This is a genomic window from Microbacterium sp. NPDC058342 (assembly GCF_042723935.1).
Lineage (GTDB): Bacteria > Actinomycetota > Actinomycetes > Actinomycetales > Microbacteriaceae > Microbacterium.
This window is the reverse complement of the sequence record NZ_JBHXID010000001.1, coordinates 1,141,397-1,165,671: the sequence shown is the minus strand read 5'-3', so window position 1 is coordinate 1,165,671 and position 24,275 is coordinate 1,141,397. Positions and strand designations below refer to the sequence as shown.

At 67.0% G+C, this 24,275-nt stretch carries 20 protein-coding genes; 6 read left to right on the top strand and 14 right to left on the bottom strand.

The features are described from left to right. Window positions 1–8: 8 nt before the first annotated feature. Both ACFWHT_RS05250 and ACFWHT_RS05245 read right to left on the bottom strand, forming a co-directional pair. Window positions 9–1,304, bottom strand: coding sequence for a nucleotide sugar dehydrogenase (locus ACFWHT_RS05250; protein WP_378826110.1), 1,296 nt, complete (start codon window positions 1,302–1,304; stop codon window positions 9–11). 36 nt (window positions 1,305–1,340) lie between these two features. Further along, complete coding sequence (locus ACFWHT_RS05245) at window positions 1,341–2,474, bottom strand: glycosyltransferase (protein ID WP_378826109.1); 1,134 nt, start codon at window positions 2,472–2,474, stop codon at window positions 1,341–1,343. Between the two features lie 88 nt (window positions 2,475–2,562). Here ACFWHT_RS05245 and ACFWHT_RS05240 point away from each other — a divergent pair, with 88 nt between their 5' ends. Next, a complete protein-coding gene (locus ACFWHT_RS05240) occupies window positions 2,563–4,023 on the top strand; it encodes a lipopolysaccharide biosynthesis protein (protein ID WP_378826106.1) in 1,461 nt (486 codons plus the stop codon). A 10-nt stretch (window positions 4,024–4,033) separates the two neighbouring features. On the opposite strand, the gene ACFWHT_RS05235 is transcribed toward ACFWHT_RS05240, so the two are convergent. Next, window positions 4,034–5,185 carry a hypothetical protein gene (locus ACFWHT_RS05235; protein WP_378826105.1) on the bottom strand — a complete coding sequence of 384 codons (1,152 nt, stop codon included), beginning with the start codon at window positions 5,183–5,185 and terminating at the stop codon, window positions 4,034–4,036. An 85-nt stretch (window positions 5,186–5,270) separates the two neighbouring features. Here ACFWHT_RS05235 and ACFWHT_RS05230 point away from each other — a divergent pair, with 85 nt between their 5' ends. Together ACFWHT_RS05230 and ACFWHT_RS05225 are read left to right on the top strand one after the other, a co-directional pair. After that, on the top strand, window positions 5,271–5,972 hold the full coding sequence (locus ACFWHT_RS05230; RefSeq protein ID WP_378826102.1) for a glycosyltransferase family 2 protein: 702 nt from the start codon (window positions 5,271–5,273) through the stop codon (window positions 5,970–5,972). A gap of 2 nt (window positions 5,973–5,974) precedes the next feature. Next, window positions 5,975–6,361 (top strand): DUF2304 domain-containing protein, encoded by a 387-nt coding sequence (locus tag ACFWHT_RS05225; protein ID WP_378826101.1) that lies wholly within the window; start codon window positions 5,975–5,977, stop codon window positions 6,359–6,361. On the opposite strand, the gene ACFWHT_RS05220 is transcribed toward ACFWHT_RS05225, so the two are convergent. From ACFWHT_RS05220 to ACFWHT_RS05185, 8 genes are all read right to left on the bottom strand, one after another. Beyond that, complete coding sequence (locus ACFWHT_RS05220) at window positions 6,339–7,514, bottom strand: glycosyltransferase family 4 protein (RefSeq protein WP_378826099.1); 1,176 nt, start codon at window positions 7,512–7,514, stop codon at window positions 6,339–6,341. The genes ACFWHT_RS05225 and ACFWHT_RS05220 overlap by 23 nt on opposite strands. Continuing rightward, the gene (locus ACFWHT_RS05215; RefSeq protein WP_378826097.1) at window positions 7,511–8,572 is read right to left on the bottom strand and encodes an acyltransferase; all 1,062 of its coding nucleotides are present in this window, start codon (window positions 8,570–8,572) and stop codon (window positions 7,511–7,513) included. Before ACFWHT_RS05215 ends, ACFWHT_RS05220 begins: the two co-directional genes overlap by 4 nt. Further along, window positions 8,569–9,567 carry a Gfo/Idh/MocA family oxidoreductase gene (locus ACFWHT_RS05210; RefSeq protein ID WP_378826095.1) on the bottom strand — a complete coding sequence of 333 codons (999 nt, stop codon included), beginning with the start codon at window positions 9,565–9,567 and terminating at the stop codon, window positions 8,569–8,571. Before ACFWHT_RS05210 ends, ACFWHT_RS05215 begins: the two co-directional genes overlap by 4 nt. Next, entirely contained in the window at window positions 9,567–10,664 is a 1,098-nt protein-coding gene (locus ACFWHT_RS05205) for a DegT/DnrJ/EryC1/StrS family aminotransferase (RefSeq protein ID WP_378826093.1), read from the bottom strand. Before ACFWHT_RS05205 ends, ACFWHT_RS05210 begins: the two co-directional genes overlap by 1 nt. After that, on the bottom strand, window positions 10,661–11,269 hold the full coding sequence (locus ACFWHT_RS05200) for a DapH/DapD/GlmU-related protein (RefSeq protein ID WP_378826091.1): 609 nt from the start codon (window positions 11,267–11,269) through the stop codon (window positions 10,661–10,663). Before ACFWHT_RS05200 ends, ACFWHT_RS05205 begins: the two co-directional genes overlap by 4 nt. Window positions 11,270–11,347: 78 nt before the next feature. Beyond that, on the bottom strand, window positions 11,348–13,252 hold the full coding sequence (locus ACFWHT_RS05195; RefSeq protein ID WP_378826090.1) for a DUF6541 family protein: 1,905 nt from the start codon (window positions 13,250–13,252) through the stop codon (window positions 11,348–11,350). After that, a complete protein-coding gene (locus ACFWHT_RS05190; protein ID WP_378826089.1) occupies window positions 13,249–16,836 on the bottom strand; it encodes a CDP-glycerol glycerophosphotransferase family protein in 3,588 nt (1,195 codons plus the stop codon). The genes ACFWHT_RS05195 and ACFWHT_RS05190 overlap by 4 nt, the downstream gene beginning before the upstream one ends. Continuing rightward, entirely contained in the window at window positions 16,833–18,368 is a 1,536-nt protein-coding gene (locus ACFWHT_RS05185; RefSeq protein ID WP_378826087.1) for a polysaccharide pyruvyl transferase family protein, read from the bottom strand. The genes ACFWHT_RS05190 and ACFWHT_RS05185 overlap by 4 nt, the downstream gene beginning before the upstream one ends. A 587-nt stretch (window positions 18,369–18,955) precedes the next feature. On the opposite strand from ACFWHT_RS05185, the gene ACFWHT_RS05180 reads away from it, so the two are divergent. From ACFWHT_RS05180 to ACFWHT_RS05170, 3 genes are read left to right on the top strand one after another with little or no spacing between them, the layout of a single operon-like run. Further along, a complete protein-coding gene (locus ACFWHT_RS05180) occupies window positions 18,956–20,071 on the top strand; it encodes a LicD family protein (protein ID WP_378826085.1) in 1,116 nt (371 codons plus the stop codon). Continuing rightward, window positions 20,068–20,295 carry a hypothetical protein gene (locus ACFWHT_RS05175; RefSeq protein WP_378826082.1) on the top strand — a complete coding sequence of 76 codons (228 nt, stop codon included), beginning with the start codon at window positions 20,068–20,070 and terminating at the stop codon, window positions 20,293–20,295. Before ACFWHT_RS05180 ends, ACFWHT_RS05175 begins: the two co-directional genes overlap by 4 nt. A 42-nt stretch (window positions 20,296–20,337) precedes the next feature. Next, on the top strand, window positions 20,338–21,729 hold the full coding sequence (locus tag ACFWHT_RS05170) for an SDR family NAD(P)-dependent oxidoreductase (RefSeq protein WP_378826081.1): 1,392 nt from the start codon (window positions 20,338–20,340) through the stop codon (window positions 21,727–21,729). Between the two features lie 18 nt (window positions 21,730–21,747). Here ACFWHT_RS05170 and ACFWHT_RS05165 read toward each other — a convergent pair whose 3' ends face one another. From ACFWHT_RS05165 to ACFWHT_RS05155, 3 genes are all read right to left on the bottom strand, one after another. Next, complete coding sequence (locus ACFWHT_RS05165) at window positions 21,748–22,494, bottom strand: ABC transporter ATP-binding protein (RefSeq protein ID WP_378826080.1); 747 nt, start codon at window positions 22,492–22,494, stop codon at window positions 21,748–21,750. Continuing rightward, the gene (locus tag ACFWHT_RS05160) at window positions 22,494–23,375 is read right to left on the bottom strand and encodes an ABC transporter permease (RefSeq protein ID WP_378826078.1); all 882 of its coding nucleotides are present in this window, start codon (window positions 23,373–23,375) and stop codon (window positions 22,494–22,496) included. The genes ACFWHT_RS05165 and ACFWHT_RS05160 overlap by 1 nt, the downstream gene beginning before the upstream one ends. 119 nt (window positions 23,376–23,494) lie before the next feature. Beyond that, a partial coding sequence (locus tag ACFWHT_RS05155) for a cell wall-binding repeat-containing protein (RefSeq protein ID WP_378826076.1) occupies window positions 23,495–24,275 on the bottom strand: 781 nt, incomplete at its 5' end.

Sequence of the window (24,275 nt, the reverse complement as noted above, 5' to 3'; positions counted from 1 at the left end):
CTCAGACGTCAGCCCGCGGCGCCCACGACGATCCGCGGCGTGCCCGCCCACAGTGCGGCGTCCGAGGCGTTACGACCGTCGACGAGCAGCTTGACGCCAGGGATGTCGGCCGGCGCAAGGGTTCGGTAGTCGGCGTGGTCGGTCTGCAGGATCGCGAGGTCGGCGGCACCGCCGATCTCGTACGGCTCGAACCCGAGCCGCCGCAGTTCGTCGTCGGTGTAGAGCGGGTCGTGGACCACGATCTCCGCCCCGCGAGCGCGCAGCGCGTCGACGGTCGGGAAGACGCCGGAGAACGCTGTCTCCTTCACGCCGCCGCGGTAGGCGGCTCCGAGCACGACCGCCTTGCGCCCCGTCAGGTCGCCCAAGATGCCCTCCGCCTGCTGCACGAGGCGTTCGGGCATGGAGGCGTTGAGCTGGCGGGCCACGCGCACGATGTCTGCGTCGGGGTCCGTCGACAGGTACAGGCGCGGGTACACCGGGATGCAGTGTCCGCCGACCGCGATGCCCGGACGGTGGATGTGGCTGTAGGGCTGCGAGTTGCACGCCTCGATCACCTTGTAGACGTCGATGCCGTGTGACGCGGCGAACAGGCCGAACTGATTGGCCAGCCCGATGTTCACGTCGCGGTAGGTGGTCTCGGCGAGCTTGGCCATCTCCGAGGCCTCGGTCGAACCCAGATCCCACACGCCGTTCGGCCGGGGAAGGTCGGGGCGCTCGTCGAACTGCAGCACGGCCTCGTAGAACTCGCGGGCGCGCCGGGTGCCCTCCTCGGATAGCGCGCCGATCAGCTTGGGGTACTTGCGCAGATCCTCGAACACCCGGCCGGTGAGCACGCGCTCGGGAGAGTACACGACGTGGAAGTCGACCCCCTCGGAGAGCCCCGAGCCCTTCTCGAGCATGGGCTTCCATCGTGTGCGCGTGGTGCCGACGGGAAGGGTCGTCTCGTACGAGACGAGCGTGCCGGGCGTGAGGTGTTCGGCGAGCGAGCGCGTGGCGGCATCCATGTACTGGAAGTCCGGCTCCCAGGTCTCGTCGTTCACGAACACCGGCGCGACGAGCACGACGGCATCCGCCCCGGGGATCGCCTCGGCGTAGTCGGTCGTCGCCCGCAGTCGGCCGGCCGGGACGAGCTCCTCCAGTCGCTCCTGCAGGTGGGCTTCGCCGGGGAAGGGTTCCTGCGCGGCGTTGATCGTGTCCACCGCCTTCTGGTTGACGTCGACGCCGATCACGTCGTGACCGGAGGAGGCGAACTGGACGGCGAGGGGAAGCCCGATCTTTCCGAGGGCCACGACGGCGATGCGCATGGGGTCCAGTCTACGAGGCACCCGAGCCGCACCGGCTCAGCGCAGGAGATCCTGATACGTCTCGAACAGCTGCTCGGCCGCCTGCTGCGCAGAGCGTTCGGCGACGACGAACGCGCGGGCCCGCTCTCGCATCGCAGAGCGCTCTTCGACGCCCAGCGCCAGCACGTGACGGAGACGTTCGCCCAGTGCTCCGATGTCGCCCTCCGGCGCCAGGAGACCACTGCGCCCCTCGTCGATCATCTCGGAAGTGCCGCCGCTGTCGTAGGCGATCACCGGCGTGCCCACGGCCTGAGCCTCCAGCAGCACGAGACCCGCGGCCTCCCGCGCGCCCCGATTGACCCGCGTGGGCAGCACGAGGACGTCCGCCTGCTGCATCTCCGCGACCACAGCCTCGCGAGCGACTCGGCCGAGGATCGTGAGGCGTCGGTCCGTCTCGGCGCGCGTCCGAAGCTCGCCCTCCAGCGGTCCCGCGCCCGCGAAGCGGATCTCCGCATCGAGACCATCCGCCGCCTGCAGGAGATCGCGAGCGCCCTTCGTCTCGGTGAGGGCGCCGACGAACAGCACGCGCGGTGTGCTGCGGGGCATCCGGAGTGCGGGCGCGAAGGCATCGATGTCCACACCTTGACGGTGCACATGCACGCGGTCCGCGGGCGCTCCGGCCAGAACGGCGACCTCCGCGAGGTAGTCGCTGACCGCCAGGATCCGGTCGGCACGCGCGAAGGCGCCGCGGATATCGCGCTTCATCCGCGCCAGTGACGCGCGCGCTGTCACGCCGAGACCCCGCCCTTCGCGCAACGGCGCGAAGGCGTCGCCGCCGTGCACCGTCACGACCAGCGGCGTGCCGGAACGGGCAGCGATGACCGCGGCTCGCGACGAGTACGCGACGTGCTGGTGGATGATGTCGGGCCGCCATGCGGTCACGGCCCGCGCCGTGCGCCCCGCCATCAGCAAGGAGAGGCGCTCACGCTGTCGCACGGGCAGTCCCCCGAACGGGCGGAGCTGCGCCGTGGTGTCGACGACCTGAATGCCGCCGAGGTCGACCGAGGGCGCGATCTCCGCCGCACCGGTGAAGATGCGGGAGTTCACCCTGTCGGCGAGCAGGAGGGGATGCTGCACCGCGAAATACGTCGGCGGGATCAGCAGAGACCCTTTCACCGTCGCGACGCGCATCACAGCACCCGATCCTACGCGCAGTCCAGCGCACGCCCCGCTGCCGCGCCTAGGATGTCAACGTCGACTGCACGAGAGGAGCCACCCGGTGGTGACCCGACTCTTCAGCCGTCTCCAGTTCGATCGCCCCGCCTCTCAGAACATCGCGCGTCCCGGGTTCTACGCCCTGCTCACGCGCGTCGGCCCCGCCGCCGCGAGCTTCGTCACGAATGTGCTGATCGGACGACTCGCCTCGCCCGTCGTGCTCGGCCAGACCCAGGCGGCGATCTCCACGGCGTCGCTGGCATCGGTCGCCGGGCCCACCTCCACAGGATCAGCCGCGAGCAAGTACATCGCCACGAGCCGCGGAGGGGGATCTCCGCAGCATGCCGCGTCCGTCGCGGCATTCATCGGCAGGGTTGCGCTGGTCGCCGCCGTCGCGCTGACGGTGATCGTCGCCGCTGTGCTCGTGCTCACCGGTCGGGATGCGATGACCGTCGCGGTGACGTCTCTGATGGTCCTCGGGGTGAGTGCCCGCGCCTTCATCGAGGGCGCCCAGTTCGGCGCACAGCAGATCGAGCGCGCCGCGGCGTGGAGCACGGTCATCTCGGTGCTGAGCACGCTCGCCGTCGGCACGATGCTCCTTCTCGGCACACGGAGCATCCTCGTGCTCCTCCCGCTTGCCCTGCTCAACCTGATGTACGCCGTCGCGAGCTGGCCATCCATGCGCGGCCCCCTTCCCGCGGGCGCCGAGCGCCGCCGGATCCTGCACTTCGCCGGCCTGGCCATGCTGGGGACGGTGGCGAGCACCGGACTGCTTCAGGCATCGGTCCTGGTGGCGCAGAACGCTCTGGGCGATCACTACACCGGCCAGTACTCGGTCGCGATCACCCTGGCGGCTCCCGTATCGGTGTTGGCCGGTGCGACTTCGCTCGTGCTGTTCCCGATCCTCGCCGCGAGCCATGGTGCAGGCGACGCGGCGTCGGTGGCCCGCACGACCGACAGCGTGTCGCGCCACCTGCTCACGCTCATGGTGCCCGCGCTGATCCTGCTCGTGTTCCTCGGGCGTCCCGTCATCGATCTGCTGTGGGGCGGGTCGTTCTCCGAGGCATACGGGCTGACCGCCTTCATCGCCGCGGCCATGGTGATCACTGCGGTCGCATCGCCCGCCGTCAGCTCCCTCACGACCGGGGACAACAGGGGAATGCTCATCTCCGCGGGCTCGGCACTCGGCGGCGCTGCAGTCGGCGTGGCCTCGTGGTTCGCCCTGCTTCCGGTGGCGCCCGAGAGCGCCATCCCGATCGGGTTCCTGACGGGGACGGCGCTGACGGCCGCCATCCCTTACGCGGTCGCGTGGAGACGGCAGCGTCAGCGTTGGATGCTGCAGGCGATCACCACCGTCGGCGCTGTGGCTGTTCTCGTGATCGCCTCACGCTTCCTGGCGACGGCAGATCTCCCGCTGTGGGCCGAGATCGCGCTGGCCGTGACTGTGCTCGGCGCCTGGCTGCTGCTGCGGCGGAGGAGCGTCATCGATCTGCTGCGCGCCGCGCGTGGCATCGGAGTGCGCTGACGCTTCCCCGTCAGATCGCCGGGGTGAGCAGCCGGCGCAGGATCCCCCGTGCCACGGCAGCGTCGACCTCGAAGCTGAGATCGCGCGCCGCCTGGTCGGAGTTCTCTTTGAATCGCCGGACGCTCTCCGGCGTCAGCGACCGCAGGCTGCGCTGGTACGAGTCGACGGAGAACTCCTCGCTCACCACGCCGAGATCGTGCTTCTCGACGATCCGCTCCATCTCGATCGACGGCCCCACGGCCACGGCGAGCCGCGCCTGGACGAAGTCGAAGAGCTTGTTCGGCAGCGTGAGTCGCGCATTGGTGTGGACGGGCGGGATCCAGAAGATCCCGACGTCATAGGCGTTCAGTGTGCTCGGCAGCTCGTGCGGGCGCACCGGGTCGCGGAAGCGGATGTGAGGATGGCCCGCGGCCCGGCGCTTCAGCTCCTCGGCATAGGCGCGGGCGCCCTCGCTGCCGCCGACGAGATACAGATCCAGGGTGAACCGATCCGGCAGCGCAGCCACCGCATCGATCATGCTCTCGATGTCGCGTCCGGGCACCGCCGCCCCGCTGTGCACCGCCCGCAGGATTCCGTCGCCCACGGCCGTCGGCTTCAGATCGGCGAAGGGGGGCGCGTTGCGCATGAGCTCTGCCTTCACGCCATAGCGTTCGTGGTAGAGCCGAGCGATCTCTCCCCCCACGGTCGTGATCGCCGCGGACTTCGGGAGATACACGCGACAGAGATGATCCATGAGAGGGGCGACGAGCAGTCGCCAGCTGAGCAGGTGGGTGCGCTCTTCCGGAGCCCACTCGTGCATGTCCGCCCACACCGGCGCACCATCCGCCACTGCGTGCGCCAAGGCGAGGATGCGCGCCTCGTTGGCCACGACGAGATCCCAGCTCGTGCCCTTCAGCTGCCTGCGAGCGAAGACGATGCCGGGCGCGTCGAGCTCGGCTGCCTTCAAGCGCCGCAGCGCGAGCTTCAGCACGCCGGGCACGGTCTGCGGCAGTGACGCCAGTCCCGAGGGCACCTCGATGTGGTGCGCGACTCCGTCCGGCTTCGGCCCATAGCCCACTGTCGTCACGTCACCGAACTCGGCGAGTACGGAGATCTGGCGCAGGACGCGTGCGTCTTGCGCGATCGGGGAGAGCGACAGACACAGGATGCGGGGACGTGCCAAGGATCTGCCTTTCAGTCTGCCGACGATCCGCTCCAGACGGCGGTGCAGCGCGGATCAAGCCTAACGGCCTGACAGAATGGAGGTCATGAGCCGCTCCGACGACATCCCTTCGGGGGCCGCCGATCCCCGAACCTGGGTGGTCATCCCGCTGTACAACGAGGAGTCGGTGATCGGCGATGTGATCGCAGGTCTCCTCCCCCACTTTCCGCACATCGTATGCGTCGACGACGGATCCCGGGATTCCTCCGCCGCGGTCGCCGAGGCCGCCGGTGCGATCCTGCTGCGTCACCCGATCAATCTCGGGCAGGGCGCCGCGTTGCAGACGGGGATCACCTATGCGCTGAGCCAGCCCGAGTGCGATCTCATCGTCACTTTCGATGCAGACGGGCAGCACCGCGTCGAGGATGCCATCGGAATGGTCGCCCTCGCTCGCGAGGACGACCTGGGAATCGTCTTCGGTTCACGCTTCCTGGACGATCGCACCAAACCGGGCCTGCTCAAGACGGTCGTGCTGAAGACGGCGGTGTTCGTCACGAATCTCACCACCGGACTGCGGCTCACCGATGCGCACAACGGGCTTCGCGTTCTTCGCGCGGACGCAGCCGCCGGCGTGCAGCTGAAGCAGGACCGCATGGCGCACGCCACCGAGATCGTCCTTCAGCTGCGCCGCACGGGCAAGCCGTGGAAGGAGTACCCGGTGCAGCTGCTGTACACCGATTACTCGAAGGCGAAAGGCCAGAGCGTGCTCAACTCCGTCAACATCCTCGTCGACCTCCTGGTGCGCTGATCATGTGGATCCAGTTCCTGCTCATCGCCGCCATCATCGCCATCGGCGCGTTCTTCATGCGTCGGACCGGCGCTGACAATCACCTCGCGATCCGGCGGATCGTGTTCGGCCTGTTCGTGGTGGTCGCCATCCTCGCTGTCGTCTTCCCTCAGACGATCACGTGGTTCGCGCAGCTGATCGGCGTCGGACGCGGAACCGACCTGCTGCTGTACATCGTCAGCATGATGTTCCTGGTGTTCGTCTACACCCAGTTCCATCGCAATGCTCAGCTGCAGCAGAAGATCACGGGGCTCGCGCGTGCGGTCGCGTTGCTCGAGGCGGAACGCGCGAAGCCCGAGCCCACAGCCCCCGCCGATCGAGACGGGATCAGTCCGCTCGACGAGGCATGACCCGGGCGATCGCTTTCACGCTCCGCGTCACGACGGCCGCAGCCGAGACGTTCTCGCGGGCCCACGCCGCGACGTGGCTGCGCAGCTCCGCCGCCGTGCGGTCTGCCAGGGCGGCGCCGATGGCGTCCGCCAGCGCACGCGCGTCGTGATCGACGCCCCAACCGAGCCGTTGATCGTTCACCAGTGCACGAACCGGGTCGGGCCCGGCGTAGATGACCGGGGTGCCGACCGCGACCGAGGAGTACAGCTTGGTCGGCACGGCGAAGTCGTAGCCGGCACCAGGACGCAGTGTCGCAACGCTCACCCGGGCCCGTCGGAGCCAGTCCGCCGCCTCGCTGGTCGGCACCGTCTCGAGCATCCGGACATGCTTCTCGAGCCCGGATGCGCGGACGGCGTCTCGCAGCGCCGCCCACTCCGACCCCTGCCCCACGATGGCCGCCTTCACCGACCCCGCAGGGAGCCGCGCCAATGCGTCGACGAGCACGCCGGCACCGTGCCATTCACTCATCGAGCCGACATACACCAGGTCGACGGCGTCGGTCCCTTCGACGTCGCCGCTGCGGGGAGAGTACACGTCCATGTCCACACCGTGACCCACGACTGTCACATGGGCTCCGGGCGCCAGGCTCCGCACGCGCTCGGCCACTTCTGTCGTGACGGCGAGCACGCCGGACGCGCGACGGAGCGCACGCGCTTCCATCCATCGGACCGCACGGATCACGAGCGGATGGGCGCCGGTCTGGGCGCTCGCATCGGACCAGATGTCGGCCGCGTAGTAGACATAGGGGATGCGACGCCACCGCGCGGCTGCACCCACGAAGAGGCCGGTCGTCGGAGGCGGCTCGATGAGAATCGCGTCGCTGCGGCGCCCCAAGAGCACACGCAACGCCGCCTGAAGATCGAAGGACATGTACGGCAGGTAGCCGCGAACATAGCCCGATCGGTCACGGAGCACCCGTACTCGCGCGATCCCGGGATGAGGCTCCGACGGCGTGGCGGACGTGGAGGGCAGTCGCGAACTGAGCACCGCAACCTGGTTTCCCGAGGCCTTCAGGCCCTGCACAAGGCTCAGCAGTCGCTGAGATGCCGCCGACGGCTCAGGCGCGTAGATGCGGCTGACGACACGCACACGGGGTTGACGGATGCCGGTCATGCGATGAACCTTCCGAACCGGGGGATGCGCCGCAGGAGAGCCGCGATCATCCAACTGGGCACAAGCAGGACGAGCACCATCATGGGCACGGACGCGAACGCGGGCAGCAGCGCGGTGGTCACGCCGGCGGCGGCGAGGACACCCTGGAGAAGCGGGTGCACCAGGTATATGCCGAAGGATGCGTCGCTCAGGCCCCGCATGACGCGGGACGAGCGGGTCGTCTTCGGACTGCGGCGACCGAGACGCCGCACGAGCAGGAACACCGCCCCCGCGAACAACGCGACGTTCGGGGTGAGGTACTCGTACAGGTCGAGCACCGCTGTGCCGGTTCTCGACGAAGCGACGGCGGGACCCACGACAGTGATGCCGGCACCGACGACACCCGCCACCGCGACCCAGATCGTCCGCAGGCGATCGGCCGCGCCTGTGTGCAGCAGATGCCCGAGCATGAAGTAGAACGAGTAGCCCAGCGCCACGTGGAACTGCATCTTGTCGAGGATCAGCATCAGCGGTTGCCCGACCACCGGCAGCGGCGTGAGGAGCGGCAGGACGAGCCCGAAGCCGGCGGCGAGGACGACGAAGTACGTCGCTGAGACCCTGTCCGCGGCGATGCGTCGCAGCAGCGGCGTCGCCAGATACAGACCCATCAGCGCCCACAGATACCAGAGGTGGTAGTGCCCGACCGCCCAGCGCTCCAGGAACGCACGCATACCCGGTTCCCCGAGCCCGAGCGACGGTGCGACACCGGCATACAGCGCAGACCACAGGATGTAGGCGATCGCGACCCGGGGCAGGCTCTTGCGCAGGATGGAGCTGAGCGACACCCGTCGTCGGGGATCCAGCAGCAGCGCACCCGTGATCATGAAGAAGATGGGAACGCAGAACCTCGTGATCCCGTCGTAGACGTTCAACGTCATCCACGTCGGCGACGACACCGGCGCCTCAGGCATACCGAGGGCTGCGGCGTGCAGTGTCACCACACCGACAATGGCGATGGCGCGAAGTCGGTCGAGGTAATCGGCACGCTCCACGACCCCTGCGCCCGGCCGTGTCGTCATGCGTCCTGCGGCAGCCGGACCGACTCGCCATCCCTGGCCGACACCAGCGCAGCCTCGACGACCGCGAGCGTGCGTTGGCCCTGGGTCATGGTCACCACGTCGGTCGACTTGCCGAGAACGGCATCGCGGAAGGCCTCGTGCTCGACGCGCAGAGGCTCGCGCTTGGCGAAGGCGTAACGGGTCACGTCGCCCTCCGAGACGCCGCGGAACGACGAGACGGACTCCCACTCCAGCGGGATGGTGCCGTTCGCGTAGAAGGTGAGATCCCCGGTGGAGGTGTCCGCGACGAACGCGCCCTTCTCCCCCGTGACCACCGTCACGCGCTCCTTCATCGGCGAGAGCCAGTTCACGATGTTGTTCACGATCACCCCCGACCGGGTGCGCCCGGTGATCGTGATCATGTCCTCGAACTCGCGGCCGGACTTGAAGGCGGTCTGCGCGAACACCCGGTCGTAGTCGGACTGCACGACCCATGCGGTCAGGTCGACATCGTGCGAGGCGAGATCCTTCGCGACCCCGACGTCGGCGATCCGGGACGGGAACGGCCCCTGCCGCCGTGTCGCGACCTGGTACACCCCTCCCAATTCTCCCGCCTCGATCCGGCGGCGGAGCTCCTGCAGTGCGGGATTGAAGCGTTCGATGTGCCCGACTGCACCGACGAGGCCCGCGTTCTCGAACGCGTCGACCATCCGCTGCCCTGCCTCGAGCGAGTGGGCGATCGGCTTCTCCACGAGTGTGTGCACGCCGGCGGCGGCGAGCTTCAGCGCGGCATCCTCGTGGAAGCGCGTGGGCACCGCGACCACGGCGGTGTCGATGCCTTCTGCGATCAGCGCATCGATGTCCGGGAGGATGCGCAGATCTCCGGCGACGCCGTGGGGGTCGCCGCCGGGATCGGCGATGGCGACCAGCTCCACGCCATCGATCTCCCGCAGCACGCGGGCGTGGTGACGCCCCATCATGCCGACGCCGAGCAGTCCGGCGCGCAGCGCGGGCATCAGGCGCCCGCCCCGGCGACGGCGTTGACCGCGCTCACGATGCGCTCCAGGTCGGCCTGCGACAGGGAGGGATGCACGGGGAGCGAGACGACCTCGCGTGCGGCCCGCTCCGTCTCGGGCAGATCCAGCCCGGGCGCGTAGGAGGTGAGGGAGGGCAGCCGGTGGTTGGGAATCGGGTAGTACACGCCCGACCCCACGTTGTGCTCTTCCTTCAGCGTCCGAACGAACCCGTCGCGGTCCTCGGGCACGCGGATCGTGTACTGGTGGTACACGTGCACGGCACCGTCGGCCACGGGCGGAGTCACGACGCCCTGCAGGTTCGCGTCCAGGAAGGCGGCGTTGTGCTGACGCGTCCTGGTCCAGGCATCCACCTTCGTCAGCTGCACGCGGCCGATCGCCGCGTGGATGTCGGTCATGCGCGCGTTGAAGCCGATGACCTCGTTCTCGTACTGGCGCTCCATGCCCTGATTGCGCAGCAGCTTCACCCGGCGCGCGATCTCGTCGGTGGCCGTGGTGACCATCCCGCCCTCGCCGCTGGTCATGTTCTTGGTCGGGTACAGGCTGAACATGGCGAACTCGCCGAAGGACCCGACCGGCCGCCCGTCCAGCGAGGCGCCGTGCGCCTGCGCGGCATCCTCGTACAGCGCGACGCCCCGCTCGGCAGCGAGCGTCTCCAGCTCGCGCATCCTCGCCGGGTGGCCGTACAGGTGCACCGGCAGGATGCCCCGGGTCCTCGGTGTGATCGCCGCAGCCACCGCATCGGGATCGAGTGTGAACGTCTCAGGCTCGATGTCGACGAACACCGGCGTTGCGCCGGTCAGCGCTACGGAGTTCCCGGTGGCGGCGAACGTGAACGACGGAACGATCACCTCGTCTCCCGCGCTGACGCCCGCGGCGAGCAGGCCCAGGTGCAGACCCGCGGTGCCGGAGTTCACGGCGACCGACGGCCTGCCCGGCACGAAGTGCGCGGAGAACTCCTGCTCGAAGGCGGCAACCTCGGGGCCCTGCGCCACCATGCCGCTGCGCAGCACGCGGTCGACCGCCTCGCGCTCCTCGTCGCCGATGATGGGCTTGGCCGGGGGGATGAACTCGGTCACAGGGCCTCCTTGGTCAGAGTTCCGTCGGTCTCGATGTAGCGGTCACCCGTCGTCGGGCACACCCAGACGGCGTCTTCGTCGCCGGGGGCCAGGGGCACGCCCGACTCACCGACCCAGCCGATCCGGCGAGCGGGCACGCCGGCCATGAGCGCATAGGCGGGTACGTCCTTGACGACGACGGCGCCCGCGGCCACGGTCGCCCATGCGCCGATGGTCACCGGGGCGACGCACGTCGCCCGCGCGCCGATCGCGGCGCCGCGATCGATCGTCACACCGACGGGCTCCCAGTCGTGGGCGCTCTTGAGCGAGCCGTCGGCGTTGATCGCGCGCGGATAGGTGTCGTTGGTGAGCACGACCGCGGGGCCGATGAACACGCCGTCCGCCAGCTTGGCCGGCTCGTAGACGAGCGCGTAGTTCTGCACCTTGCAGTTGTCGCCCATCTCGACAGCGGTGCCGATGTACGCGCCTCTGCCGACGATGCAGTTCTCTCCCATCCGCACCCCCTCACGCACCTGGGCGAGGTGCCAGATCGAGGATCCGGCGCCGATGGAGGCGTCAGGTGAGACGTCCGCGGAATCGACGATCTTCACAGTCTCAGATGACACGCGTCCTCCTCTGCGCCGCGAAGTCGACGCGCGTCGATTCTACCGGCGAGCGTCCGGGCGCCGCGGCCCGGGCAGGCATCAGTCGAGGGCGCACGGCTCGATCCGCCACAGCGAGGCCTCGCCGCGCTCTGCGACGAACTGGAACCCGGGGTGATCCTCGAAGCCGGTCAGCCCGGGCATCTCCCACTTGCCGGCGCCGTTCGAGCTCTGGCCGAAGTCGAGAACGTAGTCCACGTCCATGCGTCTCACGGCCGAGCACACCGCCGGGTCGCGTGAGATGTCGGTGAGGTTCCAGCGCAGCTCCTGGAAGTCTTCGTCACCGGGCATCGACCAGGTGCGCGGGACCACGTCGATCCCGCTGAGCGCGTAGCCGAACGCCGCGCCGGCAGAAGGGTTGCCCAGCACCCTGTCCCCGCGATCCACATACGTGTTCAGGTCCTCGAGCAGCGTCTCCTCGTCAGATGAGAGATACGAGGTCGGAGTCGAACGGTAGGAGCCCCAGTGGCGCTCGACGGCGATCGCGACACCGATCGCGGCCTCGGCGACGACTGCAACCAGCAGCAGGCCGGCGACGACGACCGCGCCGCGCGGGCGTGCTCGTCGCACGGTGGCGAAGATCGCGTCCACGGCGATGGCGGCAAGGGGGATGACGATCAGCGGCATCATCGCGACGAACCGATGTGGATCCGCATACCACGCGGCGAGGAGTCCGCGTACCGTCACGTTCTGGACGGAGAGCGCCACGAGCGTGAGCAGCGTGATCGCGACGGCGAGCAGAGCCAGCCAGCGGAGCCGCGGGACGCGCACCGAGATCACGAAACCGACGACGGACAGTAGGCTCATGAGAATGATCGGAACGGGACCTGCACCCGCGTTCAGCACGATGTCGACCGTCGCGGCGCCGATCGGCTTACGCGGCCCCCAGAGGGCGCTGGAGCTGAAGCGTGTGACGACGAGCCACAGCGCGGACGCGACGATCAACAGCGCGGCAGCTCCCAGCATCCGCCGGATCCGTCCCGGCCGGTCTGCGGTTCGCCAGCCCTGCGCGAGCCGACCCAGTCCGGCGCAGACGGCGCCGATCAGCCACACGAGGACGGCGGACGGCTGAGCGAGACCCAGCGCGACGATGCCGACGCCCGACGCGGTGATCACCAGCCACACGTGGCGGGAGCGTGACGGGGTCTCCGCCTGCGACGGCGAGAGTGCCAGGACCAGCAGCGACAGCACGCCGGGCAGAACCGCGAGCGCGAGCGCGTACGGATACAGCACGCCGAAGTCGAGCATGTCGAACGGGAAGGCGAACAGCGCGGGCGACATCACGGCGGCGGAAACGGCCGCCGGAAGCGACCCTCGCGTGACGCTCCAGACGAGAGAGGTGATCGACAGTGTCCAGAGCGGTCCGGCGATCGCGAGCGAGGTCGCGTTCGCGGCCAGGACCGCATCCGTACCCGTCAGGCCCATCACGAGCGAAGCGACGGAATGCCATGCGGCCGGGTAGAAGCCGGATGCGTCGATGGTTCCGAGCAGATCGAGCGACGACGCGCTGCCCGACTCCGCGACGAAACGCAGAGCGTTGAGATGGAAAGTCGCGTCGTTGGTCTGTGACAGATTTCGCGGATCGCCGATGAGCGAAGCCATGCGGGCGGGACCGAGGAGTGCGCCGAGCGCGATCGCGCCGACGAACGTCCAATTTCGCCAGGGCCGCGAGGGACGTCGCTCCCATTGCGTGGGACCAAGGAGGCGGCCCAGCGCGTAAGCGATCGCCGCAAGCACGAGGACGCCGCCCAATGCCGACCACCATGCCCACTCGATCCCGGCCAGTCCCAGCACCGTGGCGCTGAGCGCGACGGCCGCCACACCCGCCGCCGGCGCGAAACCCCAGAGCAGCACTCCGCGCAGGCGCAGTGCTGCACCCACGGCGGCCCCGGGCAGCAGGACGATGAGGCAGGCGACCACCGGGAGCAGCGACAACCAGCCGCTCACGCATCACCCCTGGGCGCAAAGACGGCGTCGACCAGCCTCGCCGCCGCGTTCCCATCTTCTCGCTCCATGAACGTATCGATGAATCGAGTGCGTGCCTGCTCGAAGTCGGCGGCGACGCCAGCGGCGCCCCGGATGCCTTCGACCAGCCCCGACAGTGTCCGCACGTGCGGACCCGGAGAGGTGTCCTCGTACGGCACGAAACTGTCCCGCCCCTCGAAGTAGCGCTCCAGGTCGGGAACGAAGTAGAAGGTGGGCTTGCCCGTCAGCGCATAATCAAATCTCAGCGAGGAGTAATCGAGCACTCCGACGTCGGATGCCAGGATCAGGTGATTGATGTCCGGGTAATCGGTCACGTTGATGAAGGTCCGCGACCTCTTGGTCCCGGAGCGGGCATTGAACGGGTGGCCCCGAAGGAGCAACACGTAGTCGTCACCCAGCTGACGACTCAGCTCAGCTGGATCGAAGAGCTGGACCAGTTCGGCGGTCATGTCATCACCGGACATGTAGTCGCGGAACGTCGGCGCATACAGGATGGCGGTCTTTCCGTCTGGTATGCCGAGCCGCCGACGGGTGTCCTCCCGCAGCTGCGCGGCGTGCTCATCGAGCAGCGCGTCGTTGCGGGGGTACCCGATCTCGAGGATCTCGGTGCTAGGCGTCGCACCTTCACGGAAGAACTCGTGGAGGATCGGCGTGGCGTAGCGCGCCGGAGAGACGAGGTAGTCCCATTCCTCTGCCCGACGGAAGAAGGATTCCTGCCGCTCCGGCGCGAACCCCAGCCGCTGCCACCAGCGGCGTCCGTTCATCTTGAAGGGATAGCCGTGGAAGGTCTCGATGAGCACCTGCCCGTCCGGCTTCCGATACCAGTCCGGCTGATGCACGTTGACCATGAGGTAATCGGCAGTACCGAACGCCTCGTAATATTCGCGACTCTCTTCCAAGACAGTGCGAGCGCCTTCCGGAACGTGCACCGAGCGATCCTTCACGGCCCAGAGCAGTTCGAGTTCGCTGCCCCGGCGGCGCAGTTCCCGGTGCACGGCGAGTGCCGAGTCGTTGGCGGACTCCCCGTACAGGTTTCGGAAAAGTACCGAACGCGGAGGCGTGGGGTGCAACGAGACCGTCCAGTCCCGCATGCGCCACCGGTCTCCACTTCCGCGCTCCTCGTCGCGAAGTGGGGCGCTCGTCTCCAGCTGGATGTGCCCTCGTGCGGAACGCCGCACGCTGAACCGTACTAGGGGGTGATCCAGTTCCAGCGGCAATCGCGCCACGACCGGAGCGCTGAGATAAAGCCCCATCTTCGCGCCGTCACCGGCCCTCGCTCGCAGGTGGTTCCTACCGGCCGGAAGTCCTACGGCTCCCAACCCCCACGCATCCTGTTCAAGAGGAATCGCCAGCCGACGTGCGGACCCGTCGCCTTCGATACGTGTCGCGAACTCTGATGATCCGATCCTCTGGCGCACCGACTTCAGCCGTTGCGGCGAGTGCATATCCGTGAAGCAGACGACGAGAGCGTCGTCCTCGATGCGGATGTCGGTCACCAGACCCGCCCGCGTGATGTCCACGACAGTGGTCCCGCCGAAGCTCTCCTGTGAGCGATGGAGGTGCGCGTGCGCATAGCACCGGCTGTCTTCGGTGCGTGGGGGCGCTGCGCTGAAGGCAACGTCGTGAGATTGTCCGGTTCGGTCCACGACACGCAGCGCATACTCCTGTGCTCCGTGCTTTGCACCCCGGGTGTGCGGCAGATCGATCGTTGCGGAATAGACGCCGTCGTCCGATCGAACCAATGGGGTGCGTGATCGCCGGAGTGCGAAGCGGTCATCACGACGTATCAGATGCGCGTCGACGAGTTCCAGCCCGCTGTGCAGGCGTAGCGCAACGCCGTCGCGGGTCTCCGTCATGGAGATCAGCTCTGCCGGAGCGCGCCGTGTGGATAGGCGCGCCGCCCGGTCCGCGTCGGTCTCCATACCCACGTAAAGGCCGCTGTCGAGGCGGGTGGGGATCGCGAGCGTGCTCCGCCCGTCCGCCGACAGCTCTCCGGTGCGCGAGAAGTCGCCACTGCGCATGTCGAAAAGCACCCGATGCGTACCGACGTGCTCGACAAGCTCCAGCGGCACGGTCACCGTCACAGCGCAGTCGCTCATGTCCGCGTAGCGTCGGGTGTGCCCGTACGCGGACCAGGCGTCCCGGTATCGGGCGATGGACAGTTGAGCGCGCGTGCCATTCTCGTTCAGCAACGTCGCCTGAAGATCGACGGCCTCCTGATCCATACGAAGATGATTGACATACACCAGGGCGTCGATGAGAAGAGCGCCGTCGGCCTGCCTGATCCTGCGCAGCACCGCCCGCAGTGGTGTCTCGGCGGCGCTGAACCGCAGAGCTTCTGGGGGCACGACGTCGGCGATCTCCTCGGATAGCGGCAGTTCCGCCGTGAGCCGTTCACCGGTGATCGTCCCGGCGAAATGATCGCGCTCCCATCCGCCCATAGCGAGGAAACGGAGTGCCAGGTCACGCCTGTCCTGTATGCACAATGCGACGAGCACTTTGATCCGCGCCTCCACCGCATCGCCGGTGAGAGCATCGGAGTGCTCATCCAACATCTGCAGGAACACGCGCATCTGCTGCCAGGCCGCCTCGTCCATCTGACGAATGTTGGGGAGGAACTCACGCAGATTGTTGTTGAGAATCTGCCGCACGCGAATGTCTCTGGCGTCGGCGTGGCCTCGAGCTTCAAGCGCCGACAGCGAATCTCGGACGGCAGTCGCATGGTCTGCGATGTTCCGCGCGGATGTCACCTGCTGAGTGATCGAGGATTGGTCGCCTCGGATGCGCCAGTTGATACTCACGCGCGATAGCACGTCGAAGCTCTTGGCCGCCGCGTACGCAGCCATCGAGAGTGCTTGGTCCTCATAAAGCAGCCCTACGGGGAACTCGAACCCATGCTCATCCCAGAAACGACGACGGTAGACCTTGCTCCACGCGACAGCATTCACCATGATCTCGGGGAACTCCGTCAACGTGGCGCCCAATCGAGTTGCGCGATGCGCGTGCCCGATCCATTCCGCTGCCCCCTGCAGCATGCCGTTCTTCTCGCGCCTGTAGGGCGATACCGTGAAGTCCGACCCAGAGGCACGCAGAGCGGCGACCGCTTCGGCGTATGTGTGCCGGTCGACGAAGTCATCGCTGTCCAGGAAGGCGAGAAACTCGCCCCGGGCGTGCGATACACCGGTGTTGCGCGCAGCGCTCAGCCCGCCGTTGGGCCGACGGACGATCTGCACGCGTGGATCACGGCGTGCGTAGCGCCGGGCGATCTCGTAGCTGCCGTCCGGCGAACCGTCGTCCACCACGATGATCTGCACGTCCGCGTAATCCTGCACGAGCAGCGAATCGAGACACTCGCCGATATACCGTTCGACGCCGTACATCGGCACCACGATGCTGAGCATGCCTGGCACATAGCCCTTGGTCATGCTGAGCCGCAAGCGCGAGCGGGCTCCCACGGCGAGCTTGTGCAGCGCACGGACGCGCTCACGAGCCGGTAGCAGAGCAGGCTGACCCAGGAAGTCGACCACGGATTCACTGAGTCTCATCGGGCGCGCCTCCGGCCCTTGTCCAACCGACGCGCGAGGCGTCGCAATGCTGACCCCTCGGGGATGAACGCGAAACGGCGAGTGGACCAGCGACGCACTTCGTCGAGCTCCTTCCGCAACGCTGCAAGGTCCGCACGGAGTCTTGCAAGCTGTTGCTCAGCGTCATTCAGCCGCACGGGGATCAAGGGGATGGTCCTGGTGTTGTCACGTCGAGCGGCGGGGTCGCTGTCGGGTACGAAGGGCGGGAAGTACGCGTCGGCGGTGCGGAGCTGATCGGTCTCAGCGCTCTGCCAAAGCCAGTTGATCCGGCTGACGAGTGCTTCCTGTCCCTCTACAGCGAGGCTCCGCACAGGCGGCGCGGGTCGTACGTCCGCGAGGACTGCCTCGTATTCGCTATTCGCCTTGCCCGGCGAGTGGATGTGCTCGAGGCTGTTCGCTTCGAGGAACGCCGTGTAGCGACCGAGGTTCTCGGCTTGGACCTCATGAAAGGCAGTGAAGTCGGCGGACTCGTATAGCTCCTCCGCGCGCACGTCATCCGGGTTTCCGGGCACCGACCGATACGGAATACGGTGATACTCGGCCAGCTCACGCGTCCTCGAGTCGTGTGACAGCACCACAGCAGGGGTACCGGCCGTCAACGCAGCGATGTTGCCGTGAATGCGATTGCCGAACGAGAAGTCGCATTCGGCGAGGAACGCCCGCCAAGAAGCGGGATCGGTGAAGAACCTGAGGACGTCACGGCGGTAATTGGGGTGTTCGGTGGACCGGGGGAATGCTGCTGCGGCCTTCTGCGCGATCGGCTTACCCCAGAGCAACAATGCCAGTTCCCGGTGCTCCTGCTGCACGTAGTACGTCATAGGGAAGCGTTCACGGTGTGAATCGAGGACATCGCCCATCATCGCCATCGCAGGTACCGCGTTGAAGGCGAGCCTCGAGGACGACGACAGCCCATCAAGGTGCTTCGTGATCTGATACTCGGAGCGATCGAGCAGCGACGGGCAACCGATCACCTCCACATGTTCCTCGCCGAAGCCGAGGGCAGCCAGATAATCGCGCGTGAACTCGCCGCGGACGCCGACCTTCGCCGACCGGTCCAATGCCGCGCGCATGAACCGTGAGACAGGCGCCGTGAGCTTCGCGGGGAGATGATCGATGGAATCTCCCTGCGCCGCCGACAGCTGCGCGCCGACCCCGATCACGGTCACCGGGATGCGGAGCTGCTCGATCACCGTTGAAAGTCTGTTGAGAGCAGGGAGGAACTCCGGACGAAACGCGTTCGCCAGTGGCAGGACGAAGTGTTCGAACTCGCGGTTGATCCGCGCTATGTGAGCGTCGTCAACCCCCGCTCGCTCGGTGGAGAAGGCGTCGGGCACGAGTTCGGCTCCCGGCACTTTCAGCGTCCTGTAGACCGCATCGGAGAACAGAAGATTCCCGACGTTCGAACCGAAGACCCCGTTCTGCCCCCGTTGCATGGCGGCCTCCGGACGAAGCACCTCCTCCGGGTACTTACCTGCCCTGATGAGTGCTCTCATTTGTGTCCTCTGCGGCGTCAGTTCGTGGTTGCCGCGCCCGAGAATCGCACGGCAATCGGCGAGAGACGAGTCTAAAGCACCTCGTCCTCGCAACGGCTGGACACGACCAGCGCTCACATCCGCGGCCGGAGCGCGCAGCTAGGGTGGAGCCTGAACGCGACATGGCTACGCTCTGACCCGGTGCGTCGTCCGGCGCACGAACAACAGCTGGAGATCCTATGCAGGTGCACGCCATGCGGCTCGACCGGGCGGGCCTGCGGTACTCAAAGAGATCCGTCGGTCGCGCAGTCGATGTGGAACTGGATGGACTTCGAGTGTGGTCGTGCACGCTACCCGGCGGCCGGCGGCGGCTCGCATGGCCGAACTCGTTGAAGGACCGACTTCACGGGTCCGCGACAGCGCGGCTCATGGACGCTGTCACCCATGAAGTGATCTGGGAGGGCGTGGTCCGTTGGAGTTCCCAGGGCGTACCCGAACTCACCGATGACAGGGGCAGGGGCCTGCGGGTCGACAAATGGGGTCGGATGAAGCCCTCTTTCGAGACGGGCGAAGATGTCCGCCCCAAAGTAGCGGCGAGAGCAGCAGTCGTGCTGCGCTTCCTCGAGTCGAACGGCTTCGACGCGTTCATCGTCGGCGGCACTCTGCTCGGAGCCGTCCGCGACGGTGAGATCTTGTCCCATGATGACGATGCGGATCTCGCCTACCTCAGTCGTCATTCGCATCCGGCGGACCTCATCCTCGAGAACGAGCGCCTGCACCGCCTGTTGAACGAAGGCGGCTTCCGGGTGATCCGTCACAGCTGGTCGCATCTCCAGGTCCTGGATCCCGAGGGCGACGACGACTTCTATGTCGACATCTTCACGGCTTTCTACAAGTCCGGGCACTTCCATGAGCCGATCCACGTACGCGCCGCCAACATGGAGGACGCCATCCTCCCCCTCCGGGGCCTGCAGCTGCACGACGTCGAGTTGTCCGCGCCCCACGACCCCGAGGCGTGGCTCGAAGCATGCTACGGGCCCTCATGGCGCAGCCCTGATCCCTCCTTCGTGTTCGAGACGCCCTGGCCGACGCAGCGTCGTTTCCATGCCTGGTTCGGCTCGTTCTACATGGGCATCAACAACTGGCGCACCGCGTACGCCCGCGGCGAGGGCGCCCACGAAAGCGAAACGATCCGGCCGCACGTATTTCACAGCGCGGGGGCCGTCGTCGACCTCGGTTCGGGCGATGGGGAGGATCTCGCGGCGTATCGGGCAGCCGGTATCCAGGGCATCGGCGCCGACGCTGTAAGGACCGCGCGGTCGGTTCTCGATGGGGAGAATCACGTCAACCTCGTCGACTACCTTCCGGCGTTCCGGTTCCTGCAAGGCGCCCTTCGGGGCGCGAGCGACGAGCGCACGGTCGTCACGGCGAATCACCTCCTCGCCTGCCAGGATCCCCGCGGACGCAGCGCCCTGCTTCACCTGTTCGCCTTCGCGCTGCGGCAGGGAGCTCGGGTGGTCACCGCTGACTACGAGCAGCTCGGAAAATACCGACAAGATGCCCCCCGCACTTGGCACCTCGACTGGTCGACGCGCATCGAGGAGGCCGCACCGCACGGTCTGCAGTGCCTCCTCCTAGAGCGCACAATCGTTCGTGATCGGGACGGCGTACGACGCGCGGTCGCGGTGGTCGAATACCGGCTCAAGAATGGGAGCAACACATGAACCGACTCGCTCGCCTCCGGCACGACGTGCTGCTCACCCTCCGAGGGTGGCGGGCACAGCGACGTTTGCGCGCCGAGACTCTCGTGGATCTGATCGGCACGGTGAACGATCTGACGGAGCAGATCACCGAGCTCCGCGCAGAACTGGACGAGGTGCGCGCTGACAGCCGCCGGGTGGCTGAGCTGCGCATCCAGGTCGAGGATTTCCTCGCCGACCACCCCTGACCGCTCCCGGGGGTCGCGCCCCGTGCTCGATAGACTTGGCGGATGAGCTCTCGAACGGTGGCTGTACTCCTTGCTGGCGGGATCGGTGTACGGGTCGGCCTCGGCATCCCCAAGCAGCTGATCAAGATCGCAGGCAAGGCGATCGTGGAGCACACGCTGGAAGTCGTCAACGCGAGCCCGGTCATCGACGAGATCATCATCGTGATGAACGCGGGCGCGATCGATCAGCTGGACTCGCTGATGGATCGAGAGCGCTTCCCGAAGCTCACACAGATCATCCCCGGTGGTGAGACCCGCAACGACTCCACCCAGGCGGCTCTCGCGGTGATCGACGATGACCCGGATACGAAGGTGCTGTTCCACGACGCGGTGCGGCCCTTCGTCAACGACCGCATCCTGGATGACTGCGTCGCGGCGCTCGATCACTACGACGCAGTCGACACCGCCATCCCGTCTGCGGACACCATCATCCAGGTCGACGACGCCTCACACATCACGGCGATTCCCGACCGATCGAAGCTGCGGCGCGGGCAGACGCCGCAGGCGTTCCGAGCAGGGACGATCCGGCGCGCATACGAGCTGGCCGCACAAGACGAATCGTTCCATGCGACGGATGACTGCGGCGTCGTCTTCACGTACCTCCCCGAAACGCCGATCATGGTCGTCGACGGCACAGCCGAGAACATGAAGGTCACCGAGCCGATCGATGTTCACATCGCGGACAAGCTCTTTCAGCTGCAGTCCTCGAGTCTCGCAGCCGACGAGGAGCTTCCGGATCTCTCCGATCATGTCGTCGTCGTCTTCGGAGGCAGCTATGGGATCGGTGAGAGCATCGTGCGTCTCGCACGACAGTCGGGCGCAGCCGTGCACGAGTTCAGTCGGTCCTCGACGGGCACAGACGTCCGGTCAAGGAGCCAGGTGAAGAAGGCGCTCAAGGCCGTCTTCGAGCAGACCGGCCGCATCGACGCCGTCGTCGTGACCGCCGGCATCCTGCAGGTAGGACCGCTGACGCGGACCAAGACGAAGCAGATCGAAGCAGGCATCGAGATCAACTTCCTCGCGCCGGTGATCGTGGCCCGAGCGGCCCACAAGTATCTGAAGCGCACCGGTGGTCAGGTGCTGCTCTTCACCTCGAGCTCGCACACGCGCGGTCGCGCGAACTACGGCGTGTACTCCGCAAGCAAGGCAGCAGTCGTCAACCTCACGCAGTCGCTGGCGGAAGAATGGGCGGAAGACGGAGTGACGATCAACTGCATCAACCCGCAGCGTACCCACACGCCCATGCGGACCAACGCGTTCGGCGAGGAGCCGCTCGACACGCTCCTCGACCCGGACAATGTCGCCGCCGTCAGCCTTCAGGTGCTCGACAGTGAGCTGACCGGCCAGGTCATCGCCGTGCGCGTCGAGGACATCCGCGACAAGAAGACCACCTGAATCGGGCGCGCTCGCGCTTCACTTCATCGCCGCGAGGGCCCCTTCGATCTCTCCGTCGAAGATCTTCTTGCCCTTCTTGATCACGATGCCGCGGTCGCAGAGGTCCCTGATCATCCCGGTGCTGTGGCTGACCACGAGCATCGTCACGCCGCGTTCGGTCAGTTCCTTGATCTTGGCAATGCACTTCGCGCGGAACGGCGCATCGCCCACGCTGAGCACCTCGTCGACGAGCAGGATGTCGAGCTCCACATGGATCGCCACAGAGAACGCGAGTCGCATGAACATGCCCGATGAGTAGTGCTTGACCTCCTGGTCGATGAAGTCGCCGATCTCGGAGAACGCGACGATGTCATCGAATCGCGCGTCGATCTCGTCCTTCGACATCCCGAGGATCGCGGCATTGAGGTAGACGTTCTCCCGGCCCGACAGGTCGGGGTGGAAGCCGGCGCCCACCTCGATGAGCCCGGCGACGCGTCCTCTCGTGTAGACCTTGCCCTCGTCGGGCTCCAGTACGCCGGAGATCAGCTTGAGCGTGGTCGACTTGCCCGAGCCGTTCAGGCCGACAACCGCCACGGATTCGCCCTGACCGATCTGAAAGCTGATGTCGTCGAGTGCCAGGAACGAGTCCGCGCGCACCTTCTTGCCGCGGATCCACCCGACGAACGCTTCCTTGAAGGAGTGGGTGTTGCGCTTGAGGAAGCGCTTCGAGACGTGCTCGACGACGATGCGCGGCGTGCCCGTCGTCTGCTGAATGATCTGAGACATCACAGGTCCTGCGCAAACGATCGTTCGTAGTGACGGAACACCGTCTGCCCGATGATCACCATGAGAACGCAGATCACCGTGGCGACGAGAAGCGCCGTGCCGAAATTGGGAAGGATGCTGGGATCCGCCTCACCGGGCGCGGGCCCGGCCACGGTACCGCCCCAGAACGCCTGGTGGAACAGCTCCACGGCCACCGTCAGCGGGTTCCACGTGTAGATGTTGAAGAGCACGTCGTTGTCGGGCACGGCGTTGCGTACGAGGATCCAGGGGTAGAGGACCGGTGACGTCCACGTCGAGAACATCCGGATCAGCTCGACGAAGTTCTGCGCGTCGCGGTAGCGCACGTTGAGGCCGGCGAAGAGCAGACCCAGTCCGAGGGCGAACGCGAGCACGATGGCGATTCCGAGCAGCATGCCGCCCAACCCCATGAGAGTCGGCGCCCATCCGATCAGAAGGCAGACCAGCAGCAGGATCGCGAGCTGCGGCAGAAAATGGATGAAGGCGATGATGATCGCCGCGATGGGGAAGAGCTCTCGAGGCAGGTAGATCTTCTTCACCAGCGCGCGGTTGTCGACGATGGAGGTCGTCGCGTTGCCGAATGCCTCGTTGAACAGGTTCACCGCGACGACGCCGGCGAACAGGTACACCGGGAAGTTCTCGATCCCCCGATCCATGTTCATGATGACGCCCATCACGAAGTAGTAGATGACGAACTGGGCCGCCGGCTTGACATACGACCAGACCCAGCCGAGCACCGAATTGCGGTATCTCGTCGCCGTGCCTTTGCGGATCAGCAGCTGCAGCAGGTACTTCCGCCGGAAGACGTCGAGAATGCCGCGTCCGCGACCGGGTACCTCGAACTCGCCGAGATCAATCTGCACGCCAGACGTCAACACAGTCACCATTCAACTCAGGCTTGCGACCCCGGGCCGCGTAGAACCCGTCAATCATATCGAACGCTGACTGGGAATCCCGGCCGGAACCGGCGGCCGAAACCTGTTCACCGCACGTACGCGGAAACGTCGGCGGCGACCTTCGCGGAGACCGACCCGGTCCCGCCGAGCACGACTACACGCTGCGGCTTCAAGCGGGACAACTCCGACTTCACCGACCCCGGCAGAGCGTTCGCCGGCGTCAACAGCACCGGACCACCCAGCTTCCCCGCAGCCGCCGCCCCCGACAGCGCATCGGGGAAGTTCAGCCCGTTCGCCAGATACACCACCGGCACACCCGCCGACGAATACGTCGCCTTCGACACCGCCACCGCCGTGTCATAACGATTCGCGCCACCCTGCCGCGACACCGACCCCGCATACGACTTCGCCTGCGACTCGACCTTCGTCGACACCGACCCGGCCCCGCCGAGCACGACCACACGCTGCGGCTTCAAACGGGACAACTCCGACTTCACCGACCCCGGCAGAGCGTTCGCCGGCGTCAGCAGCACCGGACCACCCAGCTTCCCCGCAGCCGCCGCCCCCGACAGCGCATCCGGGAAGTTCAGCCCGTTCGCCAGATACACCACCGGCACACCCGCCGACGGATACGTCACCTTCGACACCGCCACCGCCGTGTCATAACGATTCTCGCCACCCTGCCGCGACACCGACCCCGCATACGACTTCGCCTGCGACTCGACCTTCGTCGACACCGACCCGGTCCCGCCGAGCACGACCACACGCTGGGGCTTCAAACGGGACAACTCCGACTTCACCGACCCCGGCAGAGCGTTCGCCGGCGTCAGCAGCACCGGACCACCCAGCTTCCCCGCAGCCGCCGCC